We start from the raw sequence: 14,181 nt of genomic DNA on the forward strand, positions 1-14,181 counted from the left end.
TCGTTCTGGCGCTCAAGGGAGAGGGGACAATCGCAGCAGTCGGCGTGAGCCGTGTCACGGGCGGTGCGACGGCTGTCGCCGACTTCGACACTGTCCCCTCATCCGGCCCTGCGGGCCACCTTCTCCCAACCGGGAGAAGGGATTGGAGCGAGACCCGGACCCGTTTATTGGGGCACGAGGCGGATTTCGAAGAGTTTGGGCCAGTTCTTGCCGGTGACGAACAGGCGGCGGGATCGGGCGTCCCAGGCGATGCCGTTGAGGACATCGTCGGCGGGATCGGCGACGGGATCGGGCAGCAGGCCGGACAGGTCGATGACGCCGACGACCTGGCCGTCCTTCGGGTCGATGCGGACGATGAAGTCGGTCTGCCAGATGTTGGCCCAGACCTCGCCGTCGATGAATTCCAGCTCGTTCAGGCGGCCGAGCGGTCGGCCCCCGATGGTGACGGGGATCGCCCCGGTCTCGGCGAAGGTGTCCGGATCGAGGAAGCGCAGCCGGGACTGGCCGTCCGACAGGATCAGCCGCGTCCCGTCATGGGTCAGGCCCCAGCCCTGGCCGGAATAGGCGAACTCGCCCAGGGGCGTCAGGTCGGCGGCGTTCCAGATGAAGCCCTTGCCGTCGGTCCAGGTCAGGCTGAAGGCCCGGTCGCCCAGGATCGTCAGGCCCTCGCCGAAATGCTGGAGGGCCAGGTCGCGACGGGTCAGGACCTCGCCGTCCGACAGGCGCACGCGGCGGACGGTGGAGGGATGACGCCCGGTGCTTTCGGTCAGGACGTCGCCGTCGATGACCAGACCCTGGGTGAAGGCGGTCGGGTCATGCGGATAGGTCGCCACCACCTCATAGCCGTAGCGGGCCACCGGGCGAGGCTGGGTCGGGGCCGGGGTCGTCGCCGGCGCAGGCGCCGTGACCGCAGGGGAGGGCGGCGGAGCGGTCGAGGGCGAAGGAGTCTGGGCCTGGGACGGGGCGGCGAGGGCCGCCGCGGTCCAGGCCAGAAGGCCGATCCGCGCCGCGATCAGGAGACGGCGGCGCGGTCGCGGCATGCGGTCAGACTCCGGGTTCGGCGGTTTCCCTGGCATTCAGCGCGTCCAAATGCGCCTTTTCGGCGGCGGCCTTCTTCGCCGACGCATTGCGCGACAGCATGTTGAGGCCCTCCACCATCGCCGAGAAGGCCATGGCCGCATAGATGTAGCCCTTGGGCACATGGACGCCGAAGCCGTCGGCGATCAGCACCGCGCCGATCATCAACAGGAAGCCCAGGGCCAGCATGACCACGGTCGGGTTCTTGTCGATGAAATTGGCCAGGGGGTCGGCCGCCAGCAGCATGACCAGGACGGCGACCACCACGGCGATCATCATGATGACGACGTAGTCGGTCATGCCCACGGCGGTCAGGATCGAGTCGATCGAGAACACCATGTCCAGCAGGATGATCTGGAAGATGGCCGAGCCGACGCTGGTGATGACGACGTCCTTCTTGTCCTTTTCAAGCAGGGCGTGGGACGGCGTATGATCCGTGGTGTGGTGGATTTCCTTGGTCGCCTTCCAGATCAGGAACAGGCCGCCGGCGATCAGGATCAGATCCTTCCAGCTGAAGGCGGTGTCCCAGCCGGCCCCCGACAGGCCCAGATCGAAGACCGTCGCCTTGAGACCGATGATCCAGCCGATGGTGGCCAGCAGGCCCAGACGCATGATCAGGGCCAGGGCGATGCCGATGCGGCGCGTGCGCTGGCGGTGCTCGGGCGGCAGCTTGTTCGAAAGGATCGAGATGAAGATCAGGTTGTCGATCCCGAGGACGACCTCCATCACCACCAGGGTGATGAGCGCCGCCCAGGCGGTCGGATCGGTGAAGAGGGGTGTGAAGTCGAACATCGAGGATCCCAGAGGAAATTTGGCCGTATCTAACGCAGCGCGGCCGTTCCCGCTTCAACGCCCGGCCGCGCCGGATTGTCGCGGGCCGGAGGCGAGCGCGGCTTCACCTGCGACCTTTGGGGAAGATCACGACTTGTTGCGAGCGGGAAAAGCCCATGCTATCAGGCGCCCGGCTTGCGGAGGGCGTTTCGAGAGAAGCGGCCTCCTGTGTGCTTTCCTGAAGCAAATCAAGCCTTTGGCCGGTGCGTCCCGCGCGACCGGCCTTCGCTTTAAGAGTTATGATCGAACGGACCCGAACCCTTGGCTGACGATTTCAGGACGACGGAAGTCGGCGATCGCTATGCGCGGGCGCTGTTTGACCTGGCGCTGGAGACCGGTCGCCTCGAGGCCGTGCGCGCCGATCTGAAGTCGCTGAAGGCGGCCTGGGCGGAAAGCGCCGACCTGCGCCGGCTGGTGCAGTCGCCGGTGATCGCGGCCGACGATCAGGGCAAGGGCCTGTCGGCTATCGCCGTGAAGGCGAAGTTCGACGCCACGACCCGCAACTTCCTGGGTCTGCTGGCCCAGAACGGCCGCGCCCGCGACCTAGCCGCCGTGATCGGCGGTTTCGAGGTTCTGTACGCCAAACACACCGGACTGGTGGCCGCCGAGGTCGTCTCGGCCCAGCCGCTGAGCGCCGCCCAGATGAAGTCGGTCGTCGCCGCCCTGACCCAGGCCCTGGGCAAGACGCCCGAGGTTTCGGCCCGTGTCGACGCCGGCCTGCTGGGCGGGCTGAAGGTCAAGGTGGGGTCGCGACTGTTCGACGCCTCGCTGAAGACCCGCCTGGATCAGCTGAAATATTCCCTCAAGCGCGCCTGAGCGCCCCACGCAACGAGATAAGGCGCCGCTCCGCGTCGCCTCCGAAGACGAGAACCGAAAGAGCCCGCCATGGACATCCGCGCCGCTGAAATCTCGGCCATCCTCAAGTCGCAGATCGCCAACTTCGGCGTCGAAGCCGACGTCTCGGACGTCGGCCAGGTGCTGTCGGTCGGCGACGGCATCGCCCGCATCCACGGTCTGGACAATGTCCAGGCCGGCGAAATGGTCGAATTCCCCAAGGCCGGGGTGAAGGGCATGGCCCTGAACCTGGAGCGTGACAACGTCGGCGTCGTGATCTTCGGCGCGGACGCCGCCATCGCCGAGGGCGACGACGTGCGCCGCCTGGGCGAGATCGTGGACGTGCCCGTCGGCAAGGGCCTCCTGGGCCGCGTCGTCAACCCGCTGGGCGAGCCGATCGACGGCAAGGGCCCGATCCAGTTCACCGAGCGTCGCCGTGTCGACGTCAAGGCGCCGGGCATCATCCCGCGCAAGTCGGTGCACGAGCCGATGCAGACCGGCCTGAAGGCCATCGACACCCTGATCCCGATCGGTCGCGGCCAGCGCGAACTGATCATCGGCGACCGTCAGGTCGGCAAGACCGCCGTCGCCATCGACACCATCCTGAACCAGAAGTCGGTCAACGCCACCGACGATGAGTCGGCCAAGCTGTACTGCATCTATGTGGCCGTCGGTCAGAAGCGGTCGACCGTGGCCCAGATCGTCAAGACGCTCGAGGAATCGGGCGCCCTAGACTACACGATCGTCGTGGCCTCGACGGCTTCGGAGCCGGCCCCGCTGCAGTTCCTGGCGCCGTTCGCCGGCACCGCCATGGGCGAATATTTCCGCGACAACGGCATGCACGGCCTGATCGTCTATGACGACCTGTCCAAGCAAGCGGTTGCGTATCGCCAGATGTCCCTGCTGCTGCGCCGTCCGCCGGGCCGCGAAGCCTATCCGGGCGACGTCTTCTATCTGCACTCGCGCCTGCTGGAGCGTTCGGCCAAGCTGAACGGCGACTACGGCTCGGGCTCGCTGACCGCCCTGCCGCTGATCGAGACCCAGGCCAACGACGTGTCGGCCTATATCCCGACCAACGTCATCTCGATCACCGACGGCCAGATCTTCCTGGAATCCGACCTGTTCTATCAGGGCATCCGCCCGGCCGTGAACGTCGGCATCTCGGTGTCGCGCGTGGGCTCCTCGGCCCAGACCAAGGCGATGAAGAAGGTCGCCGGCACCATCAAGGGCGAGCTGGCCCAGTATCGCGAGATGGCCGCCTTCGCCAAGTTCGGCTCGGACCTGGACGCCTCGACCCAGAAGCTGCTGGCGCGCGGCGAGCGTCTGACGGAGCTGCTGAAGCAGCCGCAGTATTCGCCGCTGACGATGGAAGAGCAGGTCGTCTCGGTCTACGCCGGCACGCGCGGCTACATCGACGGCATCGCCACGGCCGACGTGGGCCGGTTCGAGAAGGAGCTGCTGGCGCGCATCCACTCCAAGCACGCCTCGCTGCTGGACGGCATCCGCACCAAGAAGGACCTGACGGCCGAGCTCGAAGCCGAGCTGAAGTCGATCCTCGGCGACTTCGTCAAGACCTTCGCCTGAGCCTGACCCGGAACTGACGAGAGAGTAGAGCCGGATGGCCAGCCTCAAGGAAATGCGCAATCGGATCGGAAGCGTGAAAGCCACGCAGAAGATCACGAAGGCCATGCAGATGGTCGCCGCGGCCAAGCTGAAGCGCGCCCAGGACCAGGCCGAGAACGCCCGGCCCTACGCCCGGCGCATGGCCTCGGTCATCGCCAACCTGGCCGCCGGCGTCTCGGGCGCCGACGCGCCGAAGCTGCTGGCCGGCACCGGCGAGGACCACAAGCACCTCGTCGTGGTCGCCACGGCCGACAAGGGTCTGGCGGGGGGTTTCTCGACCAACGTCATCCGCGCCGCACGCGAGCGGATCAACAGCCTGATCGCCCAGGGCAAGGATGTGAAGATCGTCGCCGTGGGCAAGAAGTCCCGCGACCAGCTGAGCCGTCTGTACGGCGACCGGCTGATCCAGACCTTTGAGCTGTCGGACCACAAGGTGCTGGGCCTGGCCGCGGCACAGCCGATCGCCGAACTGATCGCCGACCGGTTCGAGGCGGGCGAGACCGACGTGGTCACCCTGTTCTACAGCCAGTTCAAGTCGGTCATCTCGCAGGTGCCGAGCGCCAGCCAGCTGATCCCGGCCGTGGTCGAGGGCGATGCCGCCCCGATCGACCTGGGCGGGGCGGTCTATACCTATGAGCCGTCGGAGGAGGAGATCCTCGAGACCCTGCTGCCGCGCAACCTGACGACCCAGATCCTGTCGGCCCTGTACGAGAACCAGGCCGGCTTCTTCGGCTCGCAGATGGCCGCCATGGACAACGCCACGCGCAATGCGGGCGACCTCATCAACGCCCTGACGCTGCAGTACAACCGCAAGCGCCAGGCCCAGATCACCACCGAGCTGATCGAGATCATCGCCGGCGCCGAAGCCCTCTGATCCCGATCCCCACGACATTCCGAACCGGACACGCCCCATGACCGACACCGTCAAGAAACCCGCCGCCCGCAAGCCGGCCGCCGCCAAGGCCGCCGCCGCACCGAAGGCTCCGGCCGCCAAGAAACCTGCAGCCGCCAAGGCCCCGAAGGCCGCCGCGCCGGTCGACGCCGTCGCCGCCGGCAAGATCGCCCAGGTCATCGGCGCCGTCGTCGACGTGGAGTTCGAGGGTCACCTGCCGGCGATCCTGAACGCCCTGCACACCCAGAACGTCGACCAGAAGACGGGCGAGCCCTTCACCCTGGTGCTGGAAGTCGCCCAGCACCTCGGCGAGAACATGGTCCGCACCATCGCCATGGACACGACCGAAGGCCTGACGCGCGGCCAGCCGGTCACCGACACCGGCACCTCGATCATGGCGCCGGTCGGTCCAGGCACCCTGGGCCGCATCATGAACGTCGTCGGCCAGCCGATCGACGAACAGGGTCCGATCAAGACCGACATGTTCCGCCCGATCCACCGCGACGCCCCCTCGTTCGAGGAACAGTCGACGTCGTCGGAAATTCTGGTCACCGGCATCAAGGTCATCGACCTGATGTGCCCCTACACCAAGGGCGGCAAGACCGGCCTGTTCGGCGGCGCGGGCGTGGGCAAGACCGTGACCATGCAGGAGCTGATCAACAACATCGCCAAGGCCTACGGCGGCTATTCGGTTCTGGCCGGCGTGGGTGAGCGCACCCGCGAGGGCAACGACCTGTATCACGAGATGATCGAGTCCAACGTGAACGTGGACCCGACCAAGAACGACGGCTCGACCGAAGGCTCCAAGTGCGCCCTGGTCTATGGCCAGATGAACGAGCCTCCCGGCGCCCGCGCCCGCGTCGCCCTGACGGGCCTGGCCCAGGCCGAGTACTTCCGCGACGAGGAAGGCAAGGACGTGCTGCTGTTCGTCGACAACATCTTCCGCTTCACCCAGGCCGGTTCGGAAATGTCGGCGCTGCTGGGCCGCATCCCCTCGGCCGTGGGCTATCAGCCGACCCTGGCCACCGAGATGGGCAACCTGCAGGAGCGGATCACCTCGACCAAGAAGGGCTCGATCACCTCGATCCAGGCCATCTACGTTCCGGCCGACGACCTGACCGACCCGGCCCCGGCCGCCTCGTTCGCCCACCTGGACGCCAAGACCGTTCTGAGCCGCGACATCGCCGCCCAGGCCATCTTCCCGGCCGTGGACCCGCTGGACTCGACCTCGCGGATCATGGACCCGCTGGTCATCGGCGAGGAGCACTACAACGTCGCCCGCTCGGTGCAGGAAGTGCTGCAGTCCTACAAGGCGCTGAAGGACATCATCGCCATCCTGGGCATGGACGAGCTGTCGGAAGAGGACAAGCTGGTCGTCGCCCGCGCCCGCAAGATCAGCCGCTTCCTGTCGCAGCCTTTCTTCGTGGCCGAGCAGTTCACCAACTCGCCGGGCAAGTTCGTCTCGCTGGAAGACACGATCCGCTCGTTCAAGGGCATCGTCGCCGGCGACTACGACCACCTGCCGGAAGCCGCCTTCTACATGGTCGGCTCGATCGAGGAAGCCGTCGAGAAGGCCGCCAAACTGGCCGCGGACGCCTGATCCATGGCCGGGAAGCTGAACTTCTCGCTGGTCGCGCCTGAACGCGAGGTCTTCCACGGCCTCGTCGATCAGGTCGACGCGCCGGGCGTCGAGGGCGATTTCGGCGTCCTGCCGCAGCATGCGCCGTTCATGACGGCCCTGCGCGAGGGCGTGGTCACGGTCATCGACGGATCGTCGCGCCGTCAGTTCGAGGTGCACGGCGGTTTCGCCGACGTGACGCCCGAAGGCCTGACCATCCTGGCCGAACAGGCCCAGGAACTGGCCTCGGCCTGATCCGAGGCCGAGGGCTCCCCAAGCCCCGGAGGGCTGATCGGGAATCGTCAGTGGCCGCCCGATGTGCGACCGGTCAGGGTGGCGACATGATTGCGCTTCTCCTGCTCGCCGGTGGTCTCCTCCTGTCCTGGCCTGCGCCGGCCCCGGCCGCATCAGGCCAGACGGGCGCCAACCCGTCACGCCTGCCTTCGCTGTCGACCCTGACCGCCGCGCCGCCGCACATGCCGGCGGTGGAGGCGGCGCTGACTCATTGTCTGGCCCGCGCAGGCGACGGGCCGCGATCGGCGCGGCCTTCGGGTTTCGCCCGCAACGAGGCCCAGCCGGAGCGCTGGATCTATCCGGCCACGCGGGGCGCCGCCCTGAGGGTCAGTCTGAACGAAAACGCCGGAGGCTGCAGCCTGGTGGTGCACGAGTGGCCGGGTGCGACGGCGCCGATCTCGGCCTGGCTGCGGGCGCGGGGCTATGGGCCGGGACCTCGGCCGGATGTGTTCCAGCGTAACCTGTCGCGGGGCCGGGGCGTCCAGGTGGGAATGATGCGCGGCGGCGGCCGGTCCCTTCTGATCTTTGTCGGCGCCGGAACGCCGGATAGCTGAGCAACACCCAGGTCTTGACCCGGGGGCGTGAGGCCCTAGATAGCCGCCCACAACCGATGACGGGGCCACGTCCCCGCCCGTCCGCCGATGACCGGCGGCGCGGCCTTCAAGACCGGGACGGCCCGGCTCTCTGGAAGGAGGGCCGTCTGATGGCCTGGATCGTACTGTTCGTCGCCGGACTGCTGGAAGTCGTCTGGGCCTATGCGATGAAGTTGTCAGAGGGGTTCACACGGCCCGTCCCCTCGATCGTCACCGTGGTGACCATGATCGCCAGTTTCGCCCTGTTGTCCTGGTCGATGAAGACCCTGCCGCTGGGGACCGCCTATACGATCTGGACCGGGATCGGGGCGGTCGGGGCGTTCGTCGTCGGGGTGGCGGTGCTGGGCGAGGCCCTGACCTTCTGGCGGGTGCTGGCGGCCGTGCTGATCGTGTCCGGCCTGGTGATGATGAAACTGGCCAGTCCGGCGCACTGACCCTCCGGATTCAGGTGACCTGAACCCCGGCCTTCGCCGGCGCGCGCGGGAGTATGGGGCGTCGGTGGGAAGACAGCGGGCCCGGTCAGTTTTCGAGAGGCGCGCGGGGGCTGTGGCGGGACCAGGGTGGCGTCCGGAGGTCCCCATGCGTCACCCGCGTCTGTTCGCCGTCTCGGCCCTGGCCGTCGGCCTGTCGCTGACGGCGTTCGCCGCGCCCCGGAGGGCCTGCGGCTGCATCGATCCGCGACCGGCCCGCATCGCCGAGGTCACGCCGGCCGCGCTGGAGGTGGTCTGCACCTCCCGCGTTCTGGAGCGCAGCCCCGACTCCTTGCGCGAGGAGGGGCTGGAGCACGGCTTTCAGTTCTGGGGCGACTGGTTCGAAGCCACGGCCCGCGACGGCGGACTGGACGTGCGGCCGGGCGCGGCGGGAGAAGATTGTCGGCTGGCCTATCTGACCGACCGGGCGGGGGCGCGGCGGGTCGAGGCGGCGCTGACGCGCTGGGCGCGAAGCCGGGAGATGCGGCGTCTGGACGCCCGCCGGTGGGAAGGCGCCGCCGATGTGGGCCGCCTGTTCTGGACGGTCGAGCTCCCGAGCCGGAGCGGGGCGCCCCATGCGGTGGCCGTGACCTATGCGCCGCCGTCCGGCGACTGAGCCAGCGGCAGGAAGGCCGCGACGACCTGTTCATAGGCGGCGCGTTTGAAGGGCACGATCAGGTCGCAGGCCTCGGTCAGGTCGCCCCAGCGCCAGGCGTCGAACTCGACCTCGTCATGGCGTTCCAGGTCGATCTCGCTGTCCGGGCCGGTGAAGCGGAAGGCGAACCATTTCTGGCGCTGGCCCTTGAAGCCGCGCCAGGCCTTGGCGTTGTTCATGGCCTCGGGCGGGAAGTCGTAGAGGATCCAGTCGTCGGTCGCGCCCAGCAGTTCGGCGGAGACGACGCCGGTCTCCTCCTCCAGTTCGCGGCGGGCGGCGGCCTCCAGGTCCTCGCCGTCATCGACGCCGCCTTGCGGGAACTGCCAGTTGTGAGGGCCGGGCGTATGGGCGCGGCGGCCGTACCAGACCCGACCGTCGGGATGGAACAGGACGACGCCGACGTTGGGGCGATAGGCGGAGAGGGTCATCGGATTCGGTGAAGAGTGAGCACAGTGAGCGAGGGGTGAGCGTGATGGGGCGACGCGGCGCTCAAGCCTCGCCCACCAGCCCTTTTCACCCAGACCTAACGGCCGGAGCGCGCCGCCATGGCGGAGGCCGGGGCAAGCTGCAGGCCGCGCGCCTCCAGGCCGGCGGTCCAGCGGGCGGCGGCCTCGACCGTCACCGGATAGGAGAAGCCGGTTCCGAGCGCCGAGCCGCGAGACCGGGCGGCGGCCTCCAGCGCATTGAGGCGGGCGACGACGGCGTCAGGGGTCTGGACCTCGTCGATGACGCTGTCGGCGGTGCCGCGCGCCCAGGCGCCGGGACGGCGTCGTGCGGTTCCGTCGTCGATGAAGGCCAGCCCTTTCTGGCGCAGCACGCCGAGGAAGGCGTTCATGCCCTCGTCCGAGGCGACGAAGCGGTCGCCCAGATAGTTGGTCACGCCGAAATAGCCGGTGGCGCGGCCCAGCAGCCAGTTCATCCGCGTGGTGATGTCGTCGGGGCCGGCGCTGTTCAGCAGGGTCTGGGGGCCGGGGTCGTTGTCGGGATAGCCCGAGGGCTCCATCGGAATCTCGATCAGCACCTCATGGCCCTGGGCGCGGGCCAGGTTGATCCAGCCCTGAAGCCCCTCGGCGTAGGGGACGAAGCTGAGGGTCACCTCGGCGGGGAGGCGTTCGATGGCGGCGCGGGTCGTCACGGCGTTAAGCCCCAGGCCGCCGACGATCAGGGCCACGCGCGGCTTGCCGTTCGGCGTGAATGGGCGAGCGTAGGCCTGGGCCGGGGTGCGGCCGTCCGGGGCGATGCGCGGGAGAAGGCCGTTGGGACCGGGCTGGGTCAGGCCGTTGATGGGGGCTACGGGCAGGGGGCGGGCGGCCAGCCGTGGCGCGGCCACCGCGGCGCCGGAGCCCGACACCGTCGTGCCGTCCGGCAGGGTGATGACCGCCTCGCCGCCCTCGCCCGACGCGGCGAAGGGGTCGGCGTTCGGATCGGCGAGATCCTGATAGGGGCCGAAGACGCCGAGGCTGAAGGCCTCGAGACCTGTGGGGGCGGGCGGCGCCTCGGGCGTCGTGCGGTGCAGCTGGGCGCGGGCGGTGGGAACGCCCGCCGTCGGATCGCCGAGCACGGCCAGGAACAGGGCGGCCGAGCCCAGGGCGGCGAGCCCGGCCAGGCCGGCGATCACCGGCGGGCGCTTCAGCACCGCCAGGACGGCGGCCGCGTTCAGACCGGCCCTGGGCGGCGGCGCCCCGGCGGTGGCGGCGAGAACGGACTGACGCTTGGCGAACATGGCTTCCGGGCGGCGAACGGACCTCTAGGGCCGCCACTGTGCCGGGCGTCGGTTAAGAAAGCCTAACGCGCCGTTAGCCATGTTCGGCCCGGCGGAGGTGGAGGGGTGAGGAGTGAAAAGTGAGTGGTGAGTCGTGAGGGCTGGGAGAGGGTTGGAGCGCGTGACCCGCTGGCTCGTCCCGCTCACTACTCACTACTCGCTCTTCACCGGTCACTCAGCGATCAGCGCCGTCTTTGCTCGGGCTGGGGTTCGGGCGCGGCGTCGTCATTGGCGGCGGGGGGCGTTCCCGGGGCGGTGACCACGACGCCCGCGGGCGGGACCGCGAGACGGGACAGGTCGCCGCCGGCGCGCAGGACGTCGAAGGCTCGCTCCAGCTGATAGTCCTTTTCCTTGTCGTAGTCCGCGCCCGGCGCCTCGTGCGGCACGTGGGGGCCCTTGCGTTCGGCGCCGATGGAGGCGTCCAGGGCCGTGGCGTAGGCCGCCTCGGAATAGACGAAGCTGGAGCGCGACACGATCTTCGCCTCCGCCTCGGAGCGGGCCACCTCGAGGTCCGGCTCGATGCCGATCTTCTGGATGGAACGGCCGGACGGGGTGTAGTAGCGCGCCGTGGTGATCGACAGGGCGCCGTCGCGGCCCTGATTCAGGGGGATTACGGTCTGGACCGAGCCCTTGCCGAAGCTGGTCAGGCCGACCAGGGTCGCCCGCTCCTGGTCCTTCAGGGCGCCGGCGACGATTTCGGAGGCCGAGGCCGAGCCGTAATTGATCAGGACGACGATCGGCAGGCCGCCGGTCAGGTCGCCGGGCTTGGCGGAATAGCGGTCGATCTGGTCCGGCTTGCGCCCGCGCTGGCTGACGATCTCGCCGCGTTCCAGGAAGGCGTCGGACACCTCGACCGCCGCCGTCAGCAGACCGCCGCCGTTGTTGCGCAGGTCCAGGACGAAGCCCTTCAGGTCCGGCTTCTCGCGCTTCAGCCGGTCGAGGACCTCGGTCAGTTCGCGGCTGGTCTTCTCGTTGAAGGTGGAGACGCGAACATAGCCGAACTCGCCCTCGATGCGGCCGGTGACGGATTCGATCTTGATGACCTCGCGCGTCAGGACCACCTCGCGCGGCTCCTCGCCGTCGCGCAGGAAGGTGACCTTGACAGAGGTGCCGACCGCGCCGCGCAGTTTTTCGGACGCTTCGGACACGGTCAGGCCCGAGGCGCTCTGGCCCTCGATCGAGGAGATGACGTCGCCGGCCTGGACGCCGGCGCGGGCGGCGGGACCGCCGTCCATGGGGGAGATGACCTTCACCAGACCGCCCTCGGCCGTGATGGTCAGGCCCACGCCCGAATACTCGCCCGAGGTCCGCTCCTGCAGTTCGTCGAAGCCGTCGGGCGGCAGATAGTTGGAATGGGGATCCAGGGCCGTCATCATGCCGCCGAGAGCCGCCTCGATCAGCTTCTTGTTGTCGACCGGCACGACATAGGCCTGTTCGACCACGGCCAGGACGTCGCCGAACAGCTGCAGCATGCGGAAGGTTTCGTTGCGCGGCGTCTGGGCCGCCATGCCCGACAGGCCGACGCCGCCCGCGACGAGGGCCAGGGCGGCGCCGCCGGCCAGAAATAGTCTGCGCATTCCGTATCTTTCGCGGTCGTCGTGTCGGGGCCGTCAGGACCCTAGAGCCAAACCGATGCGAAGGCGACCGCCGTCGAACCGATCCAGCGTCCGGGTTCATCCGGCGGGATATACGCCCGCATGCCGCCGAAATCCGGCGTTCAGGGGGCGGGGAGATAAAATCAGCGTCAGGTCCGGATGAAAAGGGCCCTGAACGTCAGGATCAGGTCGGATCAGGCGCGATTCCCGCGCCGGGATCAGCCGATCAGGCGGGCGGCGGCGGCGCGGGCCTCGTCGGTGATCTCGGCGCCCGAGAGCATGCGGGCGATCTCTTCCAGCCGGGCGTCGTCATCGAGCGGATCGACCGAGGTGCGGGTCCGGCCTTCGAGGTCGGCCTTGCGGACCTTCCAGTGGACATGGCCGCGCGCGGCGACCTGGGGGCTGTGGGTCACGACCAGGACCTGGGCGCCGGTCGCCAGGCGTTTCAGACGCTGGCCCACGGCCTCGGCCACGGCGCCGCCGACGCCCTGATCGACCTCGTCGAAGATCATGACCGGCTGGCGCTGGTCCTCGCGTCCGGCCAGGGCGGCCTTCAGGGCCAGGGCGACGCGGGCCAGCTCTCCGCCCGAGGCCACGGCGTCGAGGGGACCGAACTCCGTCCCGGCGTTGGCCGCGATCTGGAACCGCACCGTCTCCACGCCTAGCGGCCCGCGCCGTCCGTCGGCCACGGGCTCCAGCACCACGCGGAAGCGGGCGCGGTCGAGTTTCAGCGGGGCCAGTTCGCCCATCACCGCCTCGGTCAGGCGCTCGGCCGCCGCCTCGCGCGCCGAGGTCAGGAAGGTGGCGGCCAGGTCGTAGGCCTCGCGCGCGGCGGAGGCGTCGCGCCCGGCGGCGGTCAGGGCGTCGGCGCCGTCCTCGATCAGGCGCAGCTGCTCGCGCAGACGCAGTCGCAGGGCGGGCAGGTCGGCCACGGCCACATTCAGCTTTCGCGCCGCCGCGCGCAGGGCGAACAGCCGCTCCTCCGCCCGGTCCAGCCGGCCCGGCTCGAAGTCGAAGGCGGCGGCGGCGGCGTCCACCTCGGCCACGGCCTCCAGCGCCTCGACCAGGGTGCGGTCGATGGCCTCGGCGGCGCCGGCCAGACGGGCGATGACCGGATGGTCGGGCTCGGCGCCGGCCTGAAGCGCGCGCTGGCGGGCGTGTTCGACGGCGCGCAGGGCCTGGGACAGTTTCTGACTGAGCTTGTCGCCGCCCAGGGCGGTCCGGGCGTCCTCCAGGTCGGCGATGGCCTTTTCCGCCGCCCCCAGCAGGGCGCGTTCGCCGGCCAGTTCGGTCTCTTCGTCGGGGCGGGGATCAAGGGCGTCGAGGTCGGCGAGGTTGAGCGCGATCTCCTCGGACCGAGCCGCCGCCTCGGCCGCCGAGGCGCGCAGGGCCTCCAGCCGGGTCTCGGCCGCCTTCAGCGCCTGGGCGGCGGCGGCGACCGCCGACAGCTGGGGCGAAAGGCCGCCGTAGGCGTCCAGCAGGCCGCGATGCGTCTTCCAGTCCAGCAGGCCCACGGTCTCGTGCTGGCCGTGGACCTCGACCAGGCGGGCGCCGATGTCGCGCAGGGCGGCGATCCCGGCGGGCTGGTCGTTGACCCAGGCGCGGCTGCGGCCGTCGGCGCCGACCACGCGACGCAGCATCAGCGGCTCGCCCGCGGCGACCGTGAAGCCCTTTTCGTCCAGCAGATCCAGAAGCTCGGCATCGTCCGGAGCGGTGAACTCCGCCGCCGCCGTCGCCTGTTTCGCCCCGGCGCGGACCAGTCCGGCGTCGCCGCGTCCGCCGAGGGCCAGGCCGAGGGCGTCCAGGATGATCGACTTGCCGGCCCCGGTCTCGCCGGTCAGGACGGTCAGTCCGTCATCGACGTCCAGGTCGAGAGCCTCGACGAGCACGATGTCGCGGATGGACAGCCGGGTCAGCATGGAGCGCAGAGATCGCCT

The 14,181-nt window shown here is 69.4% G+C and carries 14 protein-coding genes; 8 read left to right on the forward strand and 6 right to left on the reverse strand.

Features of this window, described 5'->3' with window-relative positions; genetic code table 11:
* Window positions 1–164 precede the first annotated feature (164 nt).
* Window positions 165–1,040, reverse strand: a complete 876-nt coding sequence (locus tag ACO2Q1_RS08460; RefSeq protein WP_423329062.1) for a glutaminyl-peptide cyclotransferase — start codon at window positions 1,038–1,040, stop codon at window positions 165–167.
* Window positions 1,041–1,044: 4 nt separating this feature from the next.
* Window positions 1,045–1,869, reverse strand: coding sequence for a TerC family protein (locus ACO2Q1_RS08465; protein ID WP_423329063.1), 825 nt, complete (start codon window positions 1,867–1,869; stop codon window positions 1,045–1,047).
* Window positions 1,870–2,169: 300 nt separating this feature from the next.
* On the opposite strand from ACO2Q1_RS08465, the gene ACO2Q1_RS08470 reads away from it, so the two are divergent.
* The 8 genes from ACO2Q1_RS08470 to ACO2Q1_RS08505 all read left to right on the forward strand — a co-directional run bounded on the left by ACO2Q1_RS08470 (window position 2,170) and on the right by ACO2Q1_RS08505 (window position 8,848).
* Entirely contained in the window at window positions 2,170–2,724 is a 555-nt protein-coding gene (locus ACO2Q1_RS08470; protein WP_423329064.1) for a F0F1 ATP synthase subunit delta, read from the forward strand.
* A gap of 69 nt (window positions 2,725–2,793) precedes the next feature.
* Window positions 2,794–4,326, forward strand: coding sequence for a F0F1 ATP synthase subunit alpha (gene atpA / locus ACO2Q1_RS08475; protein ID WP_423329065.1), 1,533 nt, complete (start codon window positions 2,794–2,796; stop codon window positions 4,324–4,326).
* Between the two features lie 34 nt (window positions 4,327–4,360).
* On the forward strand, window positions 4,361–5,239 hold the full coding sequence (locus ACO2Q1_RS08480; protein ID WP_423329066.1) for a F0F1 ATP synthase subunit gamma: 879 nt from the start codon (window positions 4,361–4,363) through the stop codon (window positions 5,237–5,239).
* 37 nt (window positions 5,240–5,276) lie between these two features.
* Window positions 5,277–6,857: a F0F1 ATP synthase subunit beta gene (atpD, locus tag ACO2Q1_RS08485; protein WP_423329067.1), complete on the forward strand. Its 1,581-nt coding sequence runs from the start codon at window positions 5,277–5,279 to the stop codon at window positions 6,855–6,857.
* A gap of 3 nt (window positions 6,858–6,860) precedes the next feature.
* Complete coding sequence (locus tag ACO2Q1_RS08490) at window positions 6,861–7,130, forward strand: ATP synthase F1 subunit epsilon (protein WP_423329068.1); 270 nt, start codon at window positions 6,861–6,863, stop codon at window positions 7,128–7,130.
* A gap of 86 nt (window positions 7,131–7,216) precedes the next feature.
* Window positions 7,217–7,723, forward strand: coding sequence for a hypothetical protein (locus tag ACO2Q1_RS08495; protein ID WP_423329069.1), 507 nt, complete (start codon window positions 7,217–7,219; stop codon window positions 7,721–7,723).
* Window positions 7,724–7,872: 149 nt separating this feature from the next.
* Window positions 7,873–8,196 carry a DMT family transporter gene (locus ACO2Q1_RS08500; RefSeq protein ID WP_423329070.1) on the forward strand — a complete coding sequence of 108 codons (324 nt, stop codon included), beginning with the start codon at window positions 7,873–7,875 and terminating at the stop codon, window positions 8,194–8,196.
* Between the two features lie 145 nt (window positions 8,197–8,341).
* Window positions 8,342–8,848 (forward strand): hypothetical protein, encoded by a 507-nt coding sequence (locus tag ACO2Q1_RS08505; protein WP_423329071.1) that lies wholly within the window; start codon window positions 8,342–8,344, stop codon window positions 8,846–8,848.
* On the opposite strand, the gene ACO2Q1_RS08510 is transcribed toward ACO2Q1_RS08505, so the two are convergent.
* The 4 genes from ACO2Q1_RS08510 to recN form a co-directional block, all read right to left on the reverse strand.
* The gene (locus tag ACO2Q1_RS08510) at window positions 8,824–9,315 is read right to left on the reverse strand and encodes an RNA pyrophosphohydrolase (protein ID WP_423329072.1); all 492 of its coding nucleotides are present in this window, start codon (window positions 9,313–9,315) and stop codon (window positions 8,824–8,826) included. The two genes, ACO2Q1_RS08505 and ACO2Q1_RS08510, sit on opposite strands and share 25 nt — an antisense overlap.
* A 95-nt stretch (window positions 9,316–9,410) precedes the next feature.
* On the reverse strand, window positions 9,411–10,610 hold the full coding sequence (locus ACO2Q1_RS08515; RefSeq protein WP_423329073.1) for a divergent polysaccharide deacetylase family protein: 1,200 nt from the start codon (window positions 10,608–10,610) through the stop codon (window positions 9,411–9,413).
* Between the two features lie 221 nt (window positions 10,611–10,831).
* On the reverse strand, window positions 10,832–12,226 hold the full coding sequence (locus ACO2Q1_RS08520) for a S41 family peptidase (RefSeq protein WP_423329074.1): 1,395 nt from the start codon (window positions 12,224–12,226) through the stop codon (window positions 10,832–10,834).
* A 236-nt stretch (window positions 12,227–12,462) separates the two neighbouring features.
* Window positions 12,463–14,163: a DNA repair protein RecN gene (gene recN, locus ACO2Q1_RS08525; protein ID WP_423329075.1), complete on the reverse strand. Its 1,701-nt coding sequence runs from the start codon at window positions 14,161–14,163 to the stop codon at window positions 12,463–12,465.
* Window positions 14,164–14,181 lie beyond the last annotated feature (18 nt).

The organism is Brevundimonas sp. VNH65 (genome assembly GCF_049445955.1).
Lineage (GTDB): Bacteria > Pseudomonadota > Alphaproteobacteria > Caulobacterales > Caulobacteraceae > Brevundimonas.